Consider the following 16,736-nt stretch of genomic DNA (forward strand, 5'->3'; position numbering starts at 1 on the left):
ATAGCTGACGTTACGCTGCGGAGTCTCCTTCCGCGAAAACCCCAATTACTAGCCTGTCCTTTCCCTTTTTCCTATGCAAACCCGCCAACTAGGCCATTCCGGCCTCAGCGTTTCTGCGCTCGGCCTCGGCTGCATGGGCATGTCCGATTTCTACGGCCAGCCCGACGATGCCGAAAGCCTGCGCACCCTGGCCCGCGCCCTGGAGCTCGAAGTTAACTTCTTCGATACCTCCGACATGTATGGTCCCTTCACCAACGAGGAGCTGCTGGGCCGCTTCTTCAAAGAAGACAAAACGCGCCGCCAGCGCGTGGTGCTGGCTACCAAGTTTGGCATCGTGCGCGACCCCAACGACCCCAGCCGGCGCGGCATAAGCGGGCGCCCTGAGTATGTGCGGCAGGCCTGTGAGGGCAGCCTCCAGCGCCTCGGCACCGACCACATCGACCTGTATTATCAGCACCGTGTAGACCCCACCGTACCCATTGAGGAAACAGTAGGGGCCATGAGCCGGCTCGTGGAAGAAGGGAAAGTGCGCTTTCTGGGCTTGAGCGAAGCCGGTGCCGACACTATCCGGCGGGCTCACGCCACGCACCCCATCTCGGCGCTGCAAACCGAGTACAGCCTGTGGAGCCGCGATGTGGAGCAGGAGATTCTGCCCACGCTGCGCGAGCTGCATATAGGATTAGTACCCTATTCACCGCTGGGTCGGGGGTTCCTGACCGGCGAAATTCAGCGCTTCGAAGACTTTGCGCCCGATGACTACCGCCGCCATTCACCGCGCTTTCAGGGTGAGAACTTCGCCAAAAACCTGCGCCTGGTAAGCCACTTGCGCGAGCTGGCGCAGCAAAAAGGCGTAACGGCCAGTCAATTGGCGTTGGCCTGGGTGCTAGCCCAGGGCGACGACCTGGCGCCCATTCCCGGCACCAAACGCGTGAAACACCTCGAAGAAAACGTCGGCGCGCTTACTGTGACGCTGAGCCCCGACGAGCTGCGCCACCTCGATGAGCTGCTGCCGCCCGGTGCCGCCGCCGGCACCCGCTACCCCGCAGCCATGATGGCCATGGTAGGCCGGTAGTTTGTCTGAACCGCGGATTCGTCGGATTCGTCGGATTTTGGTGACGATTACGATTGGCTCTTTCTCACCGCCACCTTCGAAAGGCCGCCCGCTTGGGCGGCCTTTTTCACGTCATCAAAATCCGGGTAATCCGACAAATCCGCCGTTCAGACAACCCTAATCATCCACAAAATCCGGCGAATCCGAGTAATTCGATAAATCCGCGGTTCAGACATACCTTGCGCCCCATGCGCTACCCCGTTGAGCTGGCCTGGGGCAACTTCCATCTGCCTGTGCACCTGCTGTGCGAGGTGCTGGCCTACTCGCTGGGCTACCGCTTCTATACCGCCCTGCGCGCCCGCACTGCCGACCGCATCAGCGACCAGGGCCGGCAGTGGATATTTGTGGGTGCCGCCACCGGCGCCCTGGTCGGCTCGCGTCTGCTGGGCCTGCTTGAGCACCCGGCGTTGCTGTTGCACCCGCCCGGCGGCTGGCTCTATTACACCACTAACAAAACCATCGTGGGCGGCTTTCTGGGCGGCCTAATAGGGGTGGAGTTGACCAAAAAGCGCCTCGGCATCCGGGCCAGCAGCGGCGACCTCATGGTATTTCCGCTGGCGCTGGGGCTGGCCATCGGCCGGCTCGGCTGCCACTTCAGCGGCCTTGAAGACGGCACCTTCGGCACTGCCACGCGCCTGCCCTGGGGAATAGATTTTGGCGACGGCATCCGGCGGCACCCCACCAACTTGTACGAAATCGGGTTTCTGGCGCTGCTGGCCTGCCTGCTTTGGCTGCTGGGGCGCCGCCAGCCGCTGCCCAATGGCCGCCGCTTCGAGCTGTTTTTGAGCGCGTACCTCCTGTTTCGCTTATTGGTGGAATTTCTTAAGCCCACAGTGGCGCTGCCGGGCCTGGGCCTCACGGCGATACAGTGGGCTTGCGTAGCGGGGCTGGGATACTATATTTGGCTATGGGGTCGGAAGCTGCCGATTCTTGCGCGCAACTAAGCACCGGACTATCTTGCTGGCAATAGATGAAATACGTGATTTTGCTGGTGATTTTGCTGGCTGGTTTTCCCGGAATAAGTCAACGCATTACGGTGGCCGGCCAGCAGTATATGGACACCACAAGTATCTCAAATGCTGCCTGCTCTAAAGCACTGGTCGCGCACTACTACAGCGTGGAGGGCAAGTATCCACGGAGTTCCGATACGCTGCTGCGCGAGGCACAGGCATTTTTAAAGCTACAAAAACAGCAGTATGCCGGCACCGGCTACGTCACGTTTCGCTTCATTATCAACTGTGCGGGCCACCGGCTGCCGCGCACGCAGGTGCTGCAAACGGATGCCAGCTATCAGCAGACCGTCTTTCAGCCCGAATTAGTAGAGGCACTCTACGCATTTTTACAAACCCTTACGGAGTGGCAGGTGGCTAAAAGTCCCGGTTCAGTCAATTATATCGCCTACCTGACTTTTAAAATGAAAAATGGGGAAGTCGTTGCTATGGTGCCTTAGCTTGCTGGCCGTGGCCCGCCTGAGCCTGGCCCAGGTGCGCCAGCAACTTCAGCCAGCCGCAGATTGCACCAATCGGCAGTATCAGGATACGCTAATAGCCCGGTATATCGACCGGGGTGCGCAGCGGTTTAGCTACAACGACCCCCGCTGGACGCAGTACTGCGACAGCCTGATTGCTATCTGCCCCAACATTGCCGTGGCGTATCAGCAAAAGGCCGTGCCACTCATCAAAGATGGCCGCTACGAGGAGGCGTTTGCGCTGGAAAACAAAGCCGTGGCCCTGGACCCACCGCGCTGGTTAGCTTACCGGGGTTTTCTTAAGTGCATTTTTACTAAAGATTACGAAGGAGCAATTCTTGATTTTCAAGGTGCGGCACGCATCAACCCGGCCGGCCGGGAAATGGACCATACGTATCCTTTCTTCGAGGGCATAAGTAATTTGGAATTAAAAAACTATGCCTTGGCCGAAGCTGATTTTCAGCAGGATATGCGCCTGCAAAAAGGTGCTGCGGGCAAGGGCGACGTGCATTTCAATACCCTTTTTTATGCAGGCGTTTTAGCGTTTGAGCTAAAAAAATACGCGCAGGCTACAGCATACTTAAAGCAGTGCCTGCAGCAATATACCAACCATCCGGAAGCAAATTATTACCTAGGCTTAACTTACCGCAAGCTGGGCAATATACAGCAGGCAAGCCAGTACCTGCACACTGCTGGGCAAGCACTTGCCAAAGGGTATCGCCTCAATGAGGATAATATTTATTACGCCAATTATCCACACCAGATAACCGCCTATGAAGTGCAGCAAGCCTTGCGGTAAGGCGGGCCAAGCGGCTTCCCTGCCAGCTGGTGGCGTCTCTGAATCTCTGCCGGGCCTGGGCCTCACGGCGATACAGTGGGATTGCGTGGCGGGGCTGGGGTATTATGTTTGGGGTGGTGGCGGCAGGGCACTCGTGAGGCAAGTGCCGCGTTGGAAGTACATTAGGCCGTTTAATTTAGTGAGAAACGCTATGCAACCGATTCCCGAAACTTCGCCCCGCTTCAGCAATCTGCAATTGGAGTTGCTACGACTTTATTCGCGCGACTTGCCTGAGGCAGACTTAGTAGAGATTAAGCATTTGCTAGCGCGGTATTTTGCCGAAAAGCTGACCCGTCGTGCCGACCAGGTTTGGAAAGAAAAAGGATGGACTGACGACACAATGGAAGAATTTCTACGCACCAAAATGCGTAGTAGTTCGCCGCCTCAGCCACAATAAGCCATGCTCAAGATTGTGCTGGATACCAATGTGCTGCTCGTTTCCATCTCGCCGCGCTCCCGTTATCGCTGGGTTTTTTGATGCCCTGCTGGATAAGCGTTTTACGCTGTGCGTAACTACGGAAATTCTACTGGAATATGGTGAGATAATAGCCCGGCAAATGGGCGACCAGTATTTCTATGATACGATGATGACGCTGGAAAATCTGGCAAATCTGGAGCGCGTTACGCCGCGCTTTCGCTTCAACCTGCTACACGACCCCGACGACAATAAATTCGTGGACTGTGCCATTGCCGCCAATGCCGTGTGCATCGTCAGCCACGACCGCGACTTTCTGCCGTTGCGGGCAATTGAGTTTCCAAAGGTAGCGGTGGTGGATACGGAAGTATTTCGGGGATTACTGTCTCTATAATAGCACGTTAGTAATTTTGGCGGTGGTCTATTTGAGGGTGAGGTTATAATTATCAATGACGAGTTTAATGCGCGCCGTGTGCATAGCGAGCGACTTGCTGAAAGAACAGGACTTTCGCCCCAATACGCCACAGCGCTGGCGGAGCGAACAGTTGAGGGCTTCGACGATGCTAGTTTGCCCTTCGCCTTTTGGGCAGGGTCGGTGTTGCCAGCGGGGCAACACCTTGGCGTAGGCTTTCCAGAGGTCCGTGAACTACCAACAGGGGCGGCGGTAGCGCCGTGGCAAGGCTGCCCACAAGCGTCGCAGTGGGGCTTCGCCCCGGCTACCCAACGTCCAGCCGACAATACGCCGGCTAGCACGTTCTACGACTAGCCACAGCCAGACCTTTCGCCTCTTACACCCTACAAACGTCCACCTCTCATCTAATTCCAGGGCTTCCCACCGTTTTTTCTGCGCCTTTTTAGGCCGCAAGCGAGGCAGTGGCGGCGCTGGCAGGACTGCTTTTTTTTATCCGCTTGGCAATCGTCCTGCGTGCTACGCCAGTTACCCGCGCAATGCTGCGTTGCGAATTGCGCTCTAGCAATAGGGCATCGACCTGCGCGTATTGGGCAGCTTTGCGAACAGCAGCCGGCACGAACAGCCCTTGGTAGCCGCAGGCTTTGCACTGGTATTTCGGCTGCCCTTGCTTGCTACCGTTGCGGCGAAGTTGGTCGCTGGTGCATTTTGCACAATAATGAATTGTTGTGACCATCAGCCTTATACGGAAAACACCCTATAATAGACCACCGCCGTAATTTTGATTTTACAGTAATAGTGTTTTAATAGCATGGAAAGAATAGAAAAATATTCAAAAGAAATTGACGTAAGTACCCGTCGCTAATTAGTTTAGGGTATCAAGAACGTCATGCTGAGCTTGTCGAAGCATCTCTATCACGAGAGTAATCTCAACGTTTAGAGTTGGTTACGCGGTAGAGATGCTTCACTGCGTTCAGCATGACGTTCTTTTTTAACATAAACTATTTACCAATTGGTACTTAGCAACTTAAGAAGTCTTTTTAAAACAGACATGTCACAGCAAATACTAAGTAAATCAGAACGTATTAGACTGTTTTTGCGTGAGTATTACTTAGGCCAGACAACTTGGATTAAAATAATGCGCTTGATTGGTGGGCCGCTTATAATTGGCACGGGAGTGCAATTTTACTTCAATGCGCATAGGTCAATGGTCGCGTACGGAGGCTTCTGTTTCTTGTATGGTATTTACTACACGCTTAAGCCACTCCTGATTATTGCTCTTCGGCCAACACTATTTCAACTACTCAATTTTACAGTGCAGGTGGAGGAGGGAAGATTAAAATTTCAAGAAGATGACGCTGAATCAATAATTCAATTTAAAATATTCAAAAGCATCAGACTTCAAGCAGGTTATTATGCCTTAAAACTGCCTGATAAAGCTACCATTTACTTGCGCACTGACCAGCTCACTGAGGAAGAAAAAAGCCTTTTGACCAAGCATCTCACTGCCTAATCTATCATGCCCGAACGTCCCTACATCTACTACGACTTCACCCTGAGCCTGTGCCCGCAGTGCCTGAGGCGCATTGAAGCCAAGATTGTATTTGAGGACGGCAACGTGTTCATGCTCAAGCGCTGCCCTGAGCACGGGCGGCAAAAGGTGCGCATCGCCACTGACATTGAGTATTATAAAAGCATCCGCAACTACGTGAAGCCCAGCGAGACGCCGCGCCGCTTCAACATGGCTACGCACTACGGCTGCCCCTACGACTGCGGCCTCTGCACCGACCACGAGCAGCATTCCTGCCTCACCGTAATTGAGGTGACGGACCGCTGCAACCTCACCTGCCCCACCTGCTACGCCGAAAGCAGCCCCACCTACGGCCGCCACCGCACGCTCGAAGAAATAGAGGCGATGCTCGACCTAGTAGTGGCCAACGAAGGCGAGCCCGACGTGGTACAGATTTCGGGCGGCGAGCCCACGCTGCACCCGCAGTTCTGGGAAATTCTGGATATGTGCAAGCGCAAGCCTATCAAGCACCTGATGGTGAATACCAACGGCGTGCGGCTAGCCAAGGATGAGGCGTTTGTAGCGCGGCTGGCCACCTACGCGGGCGCATTCGAGGTGTATTTGCAGTTCGACTCGTTCCGCGAAAACGTGCTGCTCACCATGCGCGGCCGCGACCTGCGCGAAGTGCGCCAGCAGGCAATTGCTAATCTAAATAAATACAACCTCAGCACCACCCTGGTCGTGACCTTGCAAAAAGGGCTGAACGACGATGAGATGGGCGACATTATCGACTACGCGCTGAAGCAGCGCTGCGTGCGCGGCGTTACGTTTCAGCCCACGCAGGCCGCTGGCCGGCTCGACAATTTTAACCCCGAAACCGACTCGTTTTCGCTCACCGAAGTGCGCCAGGGCATCATCGACCAAAGCCCGGTTTTCACGGCCGCCGACCTGCTGCCCGTGCCCTGCAATCCCGACGCGCTGGCGATGGCCTACGCGCTCAAAATCGACGGCGAAGTTTTCCCGCTCACCCGCTACGTCGACCCCGCCGACCTGCTCCAGAGCGGGGGCAATACCATTGTGTACGAGCGCGACCCGCGCCTGCGCCAGCATATGCTGAAATTATTTAGCACCGCCAATACGGTAGATACGGTAGTGCCCGAAATCAACCAGCTGCTATGCTGCCTGCCGCAGGTGTCGGCACCCAATCTGGGCTACGATAATTTATTCCGGATAATTATTCTGCAATTCATGGACGCCTGGAATTTCGACGTGCGGGCCGTGAAAAAATCCTGCGTGCACATCGTGAGCAAGGACCTGAAAATTATTCCGTTCGAAACGATGAATATTTTTTACCGCGACCAGGAAAAGCTGGCGCGGCTGGAAGAGCTACGCGGTGAGCGCCTAGGAATTATCTAATGGAAAACAGCTGGAAATAATAGCGTATCATCTAATAAGCCTGAATGAAACGGTTGTTTGATAATCCTGCTTATTGGCCTGGTTCTATTACTAATAGATTGGAGTATGTGCGGCGACTTACTTAGTTGATAGCCAAGAATGTACAAATTAAACGTAGCCTTGCCAGCTGATGAAAAAGCCCACTTTTAACAGCATTATTCGCAATAATCTGTTGATTTTGTTGACTACCGCTATTGTGCTGGGGCTAGCTACAAAAGTTAATGCTGATTCTGCCCTTTTCATGTTTGGCTTCATCTATCTGGGTCAGGCACTGGTGAATCTGGTACTGGCTTTAACGCATATTGGTCAAGGTCCTGACAAAGTGGGGCCAGCGCCTTATCTTTTAAGTATGCTGCTAGTGCTCATTATCGGATTTGGGGCGTGTTCAGGCATTTTTATTTTTGGGGGCAGCCTCGGTAATATGCATTGAAACTGGCGCAGGCTGGCATTTTGGGCAGGTGTAAGTGGCTCGCCCGCCGACATAATATTTCTCAATTTTTACTCTCGCATGGCGCGGGCAAAACGTATGGGCATCGCTGCCCGGCGTGGCCGAGTCGTCCCATTCGCGGGCATGAATCAGGAATTTCTTCGGGAAATGCTTGTAGTTGGCTTCGTGTTGAATAGCAGTGTTAAGTACCTCTTGTATAGCCGCGTGCAGGGCCTCGGTTTCGGTCACTACTAGTGAGGCGCCAGCGCGCTCCGGGTGAATCTTAGCCTGGAATAATACCTCGTCCACTATCCAGTTGCCGAGGCCGGCGGTGAGGCTTTGGTCGAGCAGCAGCGGCTTTACAAACACCTTGCGGCGGCTGAGCTTCTGGTGCAGCTCGGCGGCGGTTATTTGCAACGCGTCGGGGCCTAGCTTTTTGGCTTTCTGGTAGGCTTCGACACTATCGGCCAGCCGGATGCGGCCAAACTTGCGCGGGTCAATAAACGCGAGATTTAAGCCCGAGTCGCTCAGCTGCCAGGCTACGCGGGTAAAGCGCGGGGCGTCGGCTTCGTCGCGGTAGGCGCCAATGTCGCCGGTCATGCCAAAATGCAGCACCAGCAGGCGGCTGTTATCCAGCTTTAGAAAGCAGTTTTTGCCCAGCCGGCCGGTGCCCGTGATGGTACGGCCCAGCAGGGCGGTGCGCAGCTCGTCTTCGGGCACGGCCAGCACGTGGGCGTCGCGCACCTCAAGGCCGGTAATCGTCTGGCCCACGGCCACCTCATCGATAAAGCGGCGATAGGTTTCGACTTCGGGTAATTCGGGCATTATAAATCAGTGAGCAGTTAGTAGTGAGCAGTGAACAGTTGAGGCCAGGCTCATTGTTCACTGCTCACTACTAACTGCTCACTGATTTTAGTCGTGCAGCTTGGCTACGCGCTGGCCGGCCTGGTTATACACGTCGCCGCGGGGAGTTACAAACAGCGGGCGCTGCTGTCCGTCTTCGAGTACGAAGGGAAAGGCCGCGTTGCCGGTGCGGCGCAGGTGGCCCACTACTTCGGCATCGCGCACTGCGTTATCCTCGGCGGCGCTGCTTTCATCGGCCAGGCGCACTACATTCAGCGAGCTGGTGAGGTAAAAAGGCACCTCGGGGTTGTCGCGAAAAGTAAGCTGACCTACCACGCGCACCGGGGCCGCGCTGGTGCTGCTGGCCAGGGCCACAGGAGTTGACTCTGCCGCGTCTTCGTAGCTGGCCGGGGCGCTGAGCTGCACCGGACGGGGTGCAATAGCGATAGGCTGTGCGGAGGGCTGCGAAGTGCCGGCCTGGGTGCTGGCCACAATCTGGGCCGTGGCGCGGTTCCAGCCCCGGCTGATGGCGGCCAGGCGCGGGGCGCGGCCAGGGTGCGTAGCCGAGCTCGCCTCGGGCGACACGGCGGCCATTGCCGCCTGGGCCTGGGCCAGACTGGCCCCGAGGCGGCGCAGCACAAAGCCGGAGAACTCATCGGCCTCCAGCTCATCCTGCGGCTGCGAGCCCCCGGCGCGCAGGGTGTGGCCGTTGAGATGGTGGCCCATTTCGTGGGCCAGAATGCTGATGCCGGCCCAATCGGTGTGGCCGGCCCGGTTCACGGCCGCCAGAAACTTCGGGTTATAAAGCAGGTAGCGGCGGCCATCGTACACCACGGCGGCCGCATTATCGACCTGGGTAGTAGCCCGCAGCTCGAAGCGCGGCTGCAAGCCCACGGCATCGGTAATCTCGCGGATGATGCCTTCGGCCTGGCTGGCCGGCACGTCAGTGGCGAGGGTCTGGGCCTGGGCATTAGGGGGCAAGGCTACTGTGCCCAGCAGCAGGGTCGGCAGCCCGAGCGTAACGGCCAGCCGACGAAAAAAGCGGGGAAGATTAGTCATGGCGAAAAGTCAGGATGGAGACAGCTGGAAAGTGCAAATTCAGCGCCAGAAAGAACGGCTGTTGGCAGCCAGCAGCTTATTTATACAACGTTGCCAACGTGCTTTTTCGTTTAATAAACCGGCGGCTGTTATTGGCCGTTTTTTTTGTCACTTTTCTATGGCATCTGCCCCCTCCGCTACTACGCCCGCCGTGCTTGTGCAGCCCGGCAAACCTCTGCGCCTTGCCGATATCGACCCGGCTAATAATGAGCCATTTGACCACAAAAAGAAGGTCGATAAGCGCCTGGATGAGCTACGCGAACAGCTTAGCGACTACCAGGAAAAGCTCTATGCCGAACACCACCGTAGCCTGCTGCTGGTGTTTCAGGCCATGGACACGGGTGGGAAGGACGGAGCCATTCGGGTACTGCTCACGGGCGTAAACCCGGCCGGCGTTGAAGTAGCGGCATTTAAGCAGCCCAGCAGCGAGGAGCTGAATCACGATTTTCTGTGGCGCATCCACCAGCGTACGCCGGGGCGGGGGCACATCGGCGTGTTCAACCGCTCACACTACGAAGACGTGCTGGTAACGCGGGTGCATGGGCTCGTCGAGCCCTTCGTCTGGCAACAGCGCTACCAGGATATTGTCCATTTTGAGCAGCTGCTCACCCACAGCGGTACCCGGATACTGAAGTTTTTTCTGCATATATCGAAAGAAGAGCAGGCTACCCGCCTGCAGGCCCGCCTAGACAACCCCAAGAAGCGCTGGAAATTTGAGCCCGGCGACCTTAAGGAGCGGCAGCTGTGGGAGGGCTATCAGGTCGCTTACCAAGAGGCCCTGGCCGCTACCTCCACGGCCGAATGCCCGTGGTATGTGATACCCGCCAACGACAAGCGGGCCCGTGACCTGGCCATTGCCGAAATCGTAGTGGCTGCGCTGGCCGAAATGCACCCCAAGCCACCAGCCGCCACGTTCGACGTAGCCGCGCAGGTGATAATATAGATAAAGTAAGATATTGTAACAGCAAGAGCCCGCTGCACTTAGTGCAGCGGGCTCTTGCTGTTACTCCGGTTAATCAACCCGCAGCATTGTTGACTATTCAGCCTTAGCGCGGTTTGTAAGCCTGCGTACAACTTGGCTGGGGCGGGCTGCCGTCTTTGGCAACGGCGCTAGTTCATCCACAGGGTAGCTACTTCCTCAAAGCGGTGGGCTGCAAAGGCACCGTAGGGCCGCTCGGCATAAAAGCCTAGTACGTGCACCTGCTTTTTGCCGGTGCGCACATGGGGCAGCACCCGCACCGGGTACACCCGGCCGGCCTGGGGCCAGTCACCAATGTAGCCGGTGGGGCGGGCAGTGTCGTCGATGCAGCGGGCAAACTGCTGCACGGGCAGAGGGGTCGGGAGCTGGGTCTTACGCATAGCCAAAGATACAAAAAAGATTGCTAAGCTAAAAATTTTGGCAAGAAAAATCTAGCCTAATATTCCGTGATTTAGTAGGCTAAAAGCGTGAAATTAAGTCTAATTAAAGAAGGCGGGGTTTAAGTACTTGAGTGCTAATTTATTTGGCTAACATTTGTTAGTAATTCGGGACGATATACGCAAAAGCCGTGCCGCCCGGATTGCGGGTAACACGGCTTTATGGCGAGGGCAGCCGGTGCTTAGCGCTTATTGAGGTCGAGGGCCTGGTAGGCGATGAGCAGGTCGGTACGGGTGCCCGGCGGGCGGTAGTATACCAGCAGGTCGTAGAAATTCTCCGTTTCGGTATGGGTGCCTTCGAAGTATACTTCATCGGGCACGCCGCCTGCCCGCCTGGGGGCCACGGCATAGCTGTAGTTGTAATACCCCTGCTTGAGTAGTGCGCGGCCAGTGTAGCGCTGCTGCGTCGAGTCGTACGTCAGCCGGAACTCATCGCGCAGCTGCCAGTCGCTGAGGGCCCCGAATACGTACACCGGACCGGGCGCAGGCTGCGGCGCTTTTAGGTTGAACGTTACCTGGGCATAGTCGCCGTTGTAGGCGCCGTTGCCATACTCCCGGTTTTCGAATACGCGCTGACCGTTAGCATCAATGTACTGATTATAGGTGAGGCCATTGCGGGTCGTTTCTTCCATCAACTCTACCTGCACGGGGTTGGTCTGGCGCAGCAGTCGTGACACCCCCAGGCCGTTGGCCTGTAGTGAACGCATATCAAAATACCTATATTCACTCAGGCCCGGAAAGGCGTTCTCGTAGTTGATATACTGGTATTCGAGCCGGCGCTCGGCATCGCGCACGAAGGTGGGCGCGAGGTTGTAGTGGGCATTGTCCCAGCGGTAGTTCTGGCGCAGCACCACCTTCACCTCGGCGGCCGGGTTCACCAGCTCCACGGCGCTGTAGTTGATGATAAAATCGAGCTGCTGATAAGCATAGCGGGCATCCAGGCCGCCGGCCGGAATACCTTGCTGGAGCGTAGCAACTACCTGATTTTCATACACCAGCATCCGGCGCGAAACCAGCGGCACGCCCGCCTGATTCTGCACCAGCAGCAGGTAGTTGCCGCTGATTTTTACGCGGGGCACCTGCAGGGTGTAGTGGTAGTAGGGCGTCTTGGTATTAACGGAAGTCTGGTAATTTGTGAGCGTAAACTCGTTTATCTCGCTCAAAAACTGCATGTCGGTGAGCTGGGAGGGCGTCCAGTTCAGGTCGCAGTGAATAAGCTTGGCCGTGAGGCGCGGCGCCTGCTCGCCCAGCACGTCAAACTCCAGCGTCACGGGCTGGTCCTGGCTCAGGGGCACAATGGGCGGGTTGAAGATGCCGTTGGCCTGCCCGGTGGGTACGTAGCACTGCACGCTGCGCACGCTGGGGTCATAGATGTAGTCCTGGTAGCGCAGGGTGCGGTCAGCGTAATACTCGGCGGGTTTCTGCTGCTGGCTGGCAGGCAGGTTGGGGTTGGTGATGGGAGTGCCCAGGGGCACGCAGGCCGTAGCCAGCACCGAAAGGCAAAGAAGACGAAAACGCATAAGGTAGTAGCGCGAAGCGTTGCTTCACGAGCCGTTGAACGATACTACAACGTTACGCACGGCCCATTCAGTTGCCGGGCCGGGCGCCTGCAGGCTGCCCCTGCTGGTGGCTGGCGCCCAGGCCCAACTCCTGGCTAGGGAATCGGCCCTTATATTCGTGGCACCCGGTACCTGCCCGCCCCGGTAGCTTGAAAACGGCTGAGGTCTACCTTTCTACGACCCAGCGCATAGCCTTTCCATGAACAAGAATATCCTCTCTCTCAGCTTCGCTATTTCGTTGGCCGTAAGTGCCTGCACGCCTAAGCTGGCTTCGCTGGCTGATAAAACCCCCGAGCAGCTAACAACGACTTATTCAATAACCAAGGATGTAGCCTATGGCACCGATAAGGAAGAAACGATGGACATTTATCTTTCCAAGGACGCACAGAAGCTGGGAAATAAAAACCTGACCATCGTTTTCCTGCACGGCGGCGGGTATTATGTGAGCGACAAGTCGAAAGAGGAAAGATACATTCAGCCGTATTTGAAAAAAGGACTGAATGTGGTGAATATGAATTATCGTATCAAACGCGGTATTCCCATTGCCTCAGAAGATTTAACGTACGCCCTGAATTTTTTAAAAGCCAATAACGCAACTTATCGGCTGAACCTGGATAAGATAGTGGTTTCGGGATTTTCGGCCGGGGCGCACATTGCCAGCCTGGTAGCGGTAACGGCCAACGACCCGACTTATCCGCTTAAATTATCCAGCGGCCTTAAAATTGCCGCCGTAGTTAATTTTTCGGGGCCGGTCGATGGCCTGGACGTAGTCGAGAAAGTGTTTATGAGCAACGACGTGCCGGTAATGAAGGCAATCGGCGTCGCGCTTTTCCCGGAAACTACCGACTATGCGCCTAAAGAATACATCCGCAAATTCGAGCCCATCACGTATTTCGATAAAAACGACCCACCCTTTTTTATCTGGCAAGGTGGTAAGGACGACCAGGTTCCGCCCGTAACGTTTGAAAAATTCGTGGCGCTGCTCAAACAGGAGCCGAAGAAAAATGAAGTGCTGTTTGTGCCCGAAGGCCAGCATAGCCCCAGTGCGAATGAGCTGAAAGACGCTTACCAGAAAATTTTCGCTTTCCTAGACAGGCTCTAAGCTCGGCACTGGCTGTCGAGCGCGCAGGTATTTGCCGGCCGATTTCTTTATATATGCTGCGCCACTCCTATTTTACCCACTTGCTGGAAGGAGGAGTCAATATTCAATACTATGGCTTAATTGTCATTGCTTGCAACATCTCTGATTAATCACAATCAAAATGCTGCCAGTAATTTGCAGGTAGCATTGTAGGTTTGAGTGAGCTCTGTATTTTATCTCATCTAAAAATGGGACTATTAAAGTATTAGCAACGAATAGTAGATGTTGACGCAGCAAAAGGTCTATATAACAGTTGCAGTATTATTTTATCTCCTAATTATGCTGATGGGTCAAATGATTGCTCTGCCATTTTTTAGTTGGCTGGCGTTTACCTTATTTGACTTTGGAAATATCGACCAATTTTTTGCTTTTTTAGCTGTTGCTGGCTTAGTAATTACCTGTATTAATCGCAATAAAATAAGAACATCAAAAGTGTTGGCACTAGACTTTATATGCTTCTTTTTATTGGCTTCACCTCTCGTTAGGCGAATGACCGCAGTACCTATAGAACTTTTTAATTATTTGGCTTTCATCGTTCCAACGGCAATGTTTTTATTGTTATATATAGCTTCCTTATTTTTTGGCTGTAGACAGCATTCACAAGTAAAGGCAAGTTCAAACTGATAGACTAAACTTCTGGCAACAGCGATTTGCCAATATGATGAGTAGCAATAGATTATTAGAAGAATACTATTGCACTATAGCAATAAAATTAAGCCAGTAATAGATGAATGCCGTTACATTGGCAGGCCAGAAATTGTAGACGATAAAAAAGCCTTTCCAAAAGCAATTGCTTCTGGAAAGGCTTTCAATTTACCTGGCTTTCAAATTACATCTCAGCCAGCATTTCCCAACGGTCGTTCTGGCGCGCCAATTCCTTTTTGGTTTGCTCAAATTTGAGGGTGGTATCTTTTAGCTGCGAAGCATTCTGGTAGATTTTAGGGTCGGCCAATTGCTTTTCGTAAATGGCCAGCTCCTTTTCCAGCTTGTCGATGCTGGCTTCTACCTCGGCTATTTCGCGCAGGGCTTTCTTTTGGTCGGGCGAGGGCGTTTTGGCGGGAGTAGGGTCGGCTTTAGGCTCCGGCTTGGGGGCGGGCTTGGCGGCCGAGGGGCTGGGGAGGCCGGCTTTTTTGGCGGCTTTCTCGCGCTCGTCCTGCCACTGCTCGTACTCGTGGTAGGTGCCGGGGTATTCCTTGAGCTGGAAATCCTCGATGTACCAGATTTTAGTGGCCACGTTCTCCACAAAGTAGCGGTCGTGGCTGATGACGATAAACGTGCCCTCGTACTGCTCCAACGCCTGAATCAGGATGTTGACCGACTGCATATCCAGGTGGTTGGTCGGTTCGTCGAGCAGCAGGAAGTTGGCTTCCGAAATCAGGGTTTTGGCCAGCGCCACGCGGCTTTTCTCGCCGCCGCTCAATACCTTGATTTTCTTATATACATCATCGCCCGTGAACAGGAACGAGCCCAGCACGCCGCGCAATTCCATCTCGTTGCGCTTCGAGCCCGCCTCGTTCATTTCCTGAATAATCTCGTTGTCGATGGTCAGGCTTTCGAGCTGGTGCTGGGCGTAGAAGGCCATAATGACGTTGTGGCCCAGCTGGTGCTTGCCCGCGGAGGGCGTTTCGGCGCCGGCCACGAGGCGCATCAGCGTCGATTTGCCTTTGCCGTTGGCCCCGATGAGCGCGATTTTATCGCCCCGCTCGATGTGCACGTGCGTATCGCGGAAGATGAGCTTGTCGCCGTAGCTTTTGCCTACGTGCTCCATGCGCAGGATGTGGCGGCCGGGCTGCTGCGTGAAGGTGAACTTGAAGTTTACCTTGGCCGCGTCGGGCGCCACCGCCTCGATGCGCTCCAGCTTGTCGAGCGCCTTCACGCGGCTCTGGGCCTGCTTGGCCTTGCTGGCGCTGGCCTTAAAGCGCTCGATAAAGCGCTCGGCCTGCTTGATGGCCGCCTGCTGGTTGTCGTAGGCGCCCTGCTGAATCTCGGTGCGCAACACCTTCTCTTCCTGGTAGAACGAGTAGTTGCCGGCGTAGGGGTGCAGCTTGCCGCCGCTCACCTCCACGGTGGTATTAGTGGTGCCGTCTAGGAATTCGCGGTCGTGGCTCACAATAATTACCGCGCCCTCGTAGCCCGCCAGGTAGTTCTCAATCCACTTGATACTCGGCAAGTCCAGGTGGTTGGTGGGCTCGTCGAGCAGTAGGAGGGAAGGCTGTTGCAGCAGAATTTTGGCCAGCATCACGCGCATGCGCCAGCCGCCCGAAAAGGTCTTGAGCGGCTTCTGCAAGTCATCGGTCGAGAAACCCAGGCCTTCGAGAATCTCTTCGGCCTTCGACTGCATGGTGTAGCCACCCAGCGCTTCAAAGCGCTCCTGCAGGTTGGCGAGCTTATCGACCAGGTCATCGGTATAGTCGGTTTCAAACTTGAGCAGAATCTCGTCGATTTTCTTCTGCAATTCGAGCGCCTCGGCAAAGGCCTGCATGGCCACCACCAGGATAGACTCGTGCGAGTCGTAGCTCAGCAAGTCCTGGTTCAGGAAGCCCAGGCTTACGTCTTTGCTCATGGAGATGGAGCCACCGTCGGGCTTGTACTCGCCCACGAGCAGGCGCAGCAAGGTCGATTTGCCGGTGCCGTTCAGGCCTACCAGGCCAATTTTATCCTTGGGTTTGATGTGCAGGCTGGCCCCATCGTAGAGGGTGCGCGAGCCAAAATGGAAGTCGAGGTCGGAAATGGAAATCATTTTATAGGCGTTTACAGCCAATAGGAGGGCTTTTCGCCCTGGTCAGTCAGTATTCAGTCAATTTAGGGCCTATAACGTAGGTTTTCGGCACTAGGCATTCATGCCACAAAGGTACTGCTTACTACTCCAGCCCGTCCTTATCGCTTTGCGGTTCAAAGTGGATTTGTTTTCGTCGCATTACCCATACGGGTATATTTAGCCGCGAGCACCAGTTAGCGCAGGCTCAAAAAAACATCGTGGGGGAGGTCACAAATGCGTTCCCCAAGTGTATACCCCGCAGTTCGAAACTACCCACCAACGCAAGTA

General features: G+C 55.1%; 17 protein-coding genes and 1 pseudogene. 12 read left to right on the top strand and 6 right to left on the bottom strand.

Annotated features, from left to right (window positions below; translation table 11 throughout):
• The first annotated feature begins 73 nt into the window (after nt 1-73).
• From GKZ67_RS05915 to GKZ67_RS05940, 6 genes are all read left to right on the top strand, one after another.
• Nucleotides 74-1,072, top strand: a complete 999-nt coding sequence (locus tag GKZ67_RS05915) for an aldo/keto reductase (RefSeq protein ID WP_173241546.1) — start codon at nt 74-76, stop codon at nt 1,070-1,072.
• Nucleotides 1,073-1,299: 227 nt separating this feature from the next.
• Nucleotides 1,300-2,055 (top strand): prolipoprotein diacylglyceryl transferase, encoded by a 756-nt coding sequence (locus tag GKZ67_RS05920; protein WP_173241547.1) that lies wholly within the window; start codon nt 1,300-1,302, stop codon nt 2,053-2,055.
• A gap of 26 nt (nt 2,056-2,081) precedes the next feature.
• Complete coding sequence (locus tag GKZ67_RS05925; protein ID WP_173241548.1) at nt 2,082-2,561, top strand: hypothetical protein; 480 nt, start codon at nt 2,082-2,084, stop codon at nt 2,559-2,561.
• A 196-nt stretch (nt 2,562-2,757) separates the two neighbouring features.
• Nucleotides 2,758-3,378, top strand: a complete 621-nt coding sequence (locus GKZ67_RS05930; protein WP_173241549.1) for a tetratricopeptide repeat protein — start codon at nt 2,758-2,760, stop codon at nt 3,376-3,378.
• Between the two features lie 190 nt (nt 3,379-3,568).
• Complete coding sequence (locus tag GKZ67_RS05935; protein WP_173241550.1) at nt 3,569-3,814, top strand: hypothetical protein; 246 nt, start codon at nt 3,569-3,571, stop codon at nt 3,812-3,814.
• A gap of 28 nt (nt 3,815-3,842) precedes the next feature.
• Nucleotides 3,843-4,226, top strand: a complete 384-nt coding sequence (locus tag GKZ67_RS05940) for a putative toxin-antitoxin system toxin component, PIN family (RefSeq protein ID WP_254245083.1) — start codon at nt 3,843-3,845, stop codon at nt 4,224-4,226.
• 27 nt (nt 4,227-4,253) lie between these two features.
• On the opposite strand, the pseudogene GKZ67_RS25020 reads toward GKZ67_RS05940, so the two are convergent.
• Nucleotides 4,254-4,697, bottom strand: a pseudogene (locus GKZ67_RS25020) (IS1 family transposase).
• A gap of 595 nt (nt 4,698-5,292) precedes the next feature.
• Here GKZ67_RS25020 and GKZ67_RS05955 point away from each other — a divergent pair.
• From GKZ67_RS05955 to GKZ67_RS05965, 3 genes are all read left to right on the top strand, one after another.
• Nucleotides 5,293-5,754, top strand: coding sequence for a hypothetical protein (locus GKZ67_RS05955; protein WP_173241551.1), 462 nt, complete (start codon nt 5,293-5,295; stop codon nt 5,752-5,754).
• 6 nt (nt 5,755-5,760) lie between these two features.
• On the top strand, nt 5,761-7,167 hold the full coding sequence (locus GKZ67_RS05960; RefSeq protein WP_173241552.1) for a radical SAM protein: 1,407 nt from the start codon (nt 5,761-5,763) through the stop codon (nt 7,165-7,167).
• Between the two features lie 169 nt (nt 7,168-7,336).
• On the top strand, nt 7,337-7,636 hold the full coding sequence (locus GKZ67_RS05965; protein WP_173241553.1) for a hypothetical protein: 300 nt from the start codon (nt 7,337-7,339) through the stop codon (nt 7,634-7,636).
• On the opposite strand, the gene mutM is transcribed toward GKZ67_RS05965, so the two are convergent.
• On the bottom strand, nt 7,592-8,458 hold the full coding sequence (mutM, locus tag GKZ67_RS05970) for a DNA-formamidopyrimidine glycosylase (protein WP_173241554.1): 867 nt from the start codon (nt 8,456-8,458) through the stop codon (nt 7,592-7,594). The genes GKZ67_RS05965 and mutM overlap by 45 nt on opposite strands.
• 87 nt (nt 8,459-8,545) lie before the next feature.
• The gene (locus tag GKZ67_RS05975; RefSeq protein WP_173241555.1) at nt 8,546-9,535 is read right to left on the bottom strand and encodes a membrane-binding protein; all 990 of its coding nucleotides are present in this window, start codon (nt 9,533-9,535) and stop codon (nt 8,546-8,548) included.
• A 157-nt stretch (nt 9,536-9,692) separates the two neighbouring features.
• Here GKZ67_RS05975 and GKZ67_RS05980 point away from each other — a divergent pair, with 157 nt between their 5' ends.
• On the top strand, nt 9,693-10,517 hold the full coding sequence (locus tag GKZ67_RS05980) for a polyphosphate kinase 2 family protein (protein WP_217278698.1): 825 nt from the start codon (nt 9,693-9,695) through the stop codon (nt 10,515-10,517).
• 167 nt (nt 10,518-10,684) lie between these two features.
• Here GKZ67_RS05980 and GKZ67_RS05985 read toward each other — a convergent pair whose 3' ends face one another.
• Entirely contained in the window at nt 10,685-10,933 is a 249-nt protein-coding gene (locus tag GKZ67_RS05985; protein WP_151088270.1) for a hypothetical protein, read from the bottom strand.
• A gap of 239 nt (nt 10,934-11,172) precedes the next feature.
• Nucleotides 11,173-12,510 carry a DUF5103 domain-containing protein gene (locus tag GKZ67_RS05990; RefSeq protein ID WP_173241557.1) on the bottom strand — a complete coding sequence of 446 codons (1,338 nt, stop codon included), beginning with the start codon at nt 12,508-12,510 and terminating at the stop codon, nt 11,173-11,175.
• Between the two features lie 238 nt (nt 12,511-12,748).
• Between GKZ67_RS05990 and GKZ67_RS05995 the strand changes: the two genes are divergently transcribed.
• Nucleotides 12,749-13,651 carry an alpha/beta hydrolase gene (locus GKZ67_RS05995; RefSeq protein WP_173241558.1) on the top strand — a complete coding sequence of 301 codons (903 nt, stop codon included), beginning with the start codon at nt 12,749-12,751 and terminating at the stop codon, nt 13,649-13,651.
• Between the two features lie 318 nt (nt 13,652-13,969).
• The gene (locus GKZ67_RS06000) at nt 13,970-14,314 is read left to right on the top strand and encodes a hypothetical protein (RefSeq protein WP_173241559.1); all 345 of its coding nucleotides are present in this window, start codon (nt 13,970-13,972) and stop codon (nt 14,312-14,314) included.
• 205 nt (nt 14,315-14,519) lie between these two features.
• On the opposite strand, the gene GKZ67_RS06005 is transcribed toward GKZ67_RS06000, so the two are convergent.
• Nucleotides 14,520-16,430, bottom strand: a complete 1,911-nt coding sequence (locus tag GKZ67_RS06005; RefSeq protein ID WP_173241560.1) for an ABC-F family ATP-binding cassette domain-containing protein — start codon at nt 16,428-16,430, stop codon at nt 14,520-14,522.
• Between the last annotated feature and the right edge of the window lie 306 nt (nt 16,431-16,736).

It is taken from the genome of Hymenobacter sp. BRD67 (assembly GCF_013256425.1).
Taxonomy (GTDB): Bacteria; Bacteroidota; Bacteroidia; order Cytophagales; family Hymenobacteraceae; genus Hymenobacter.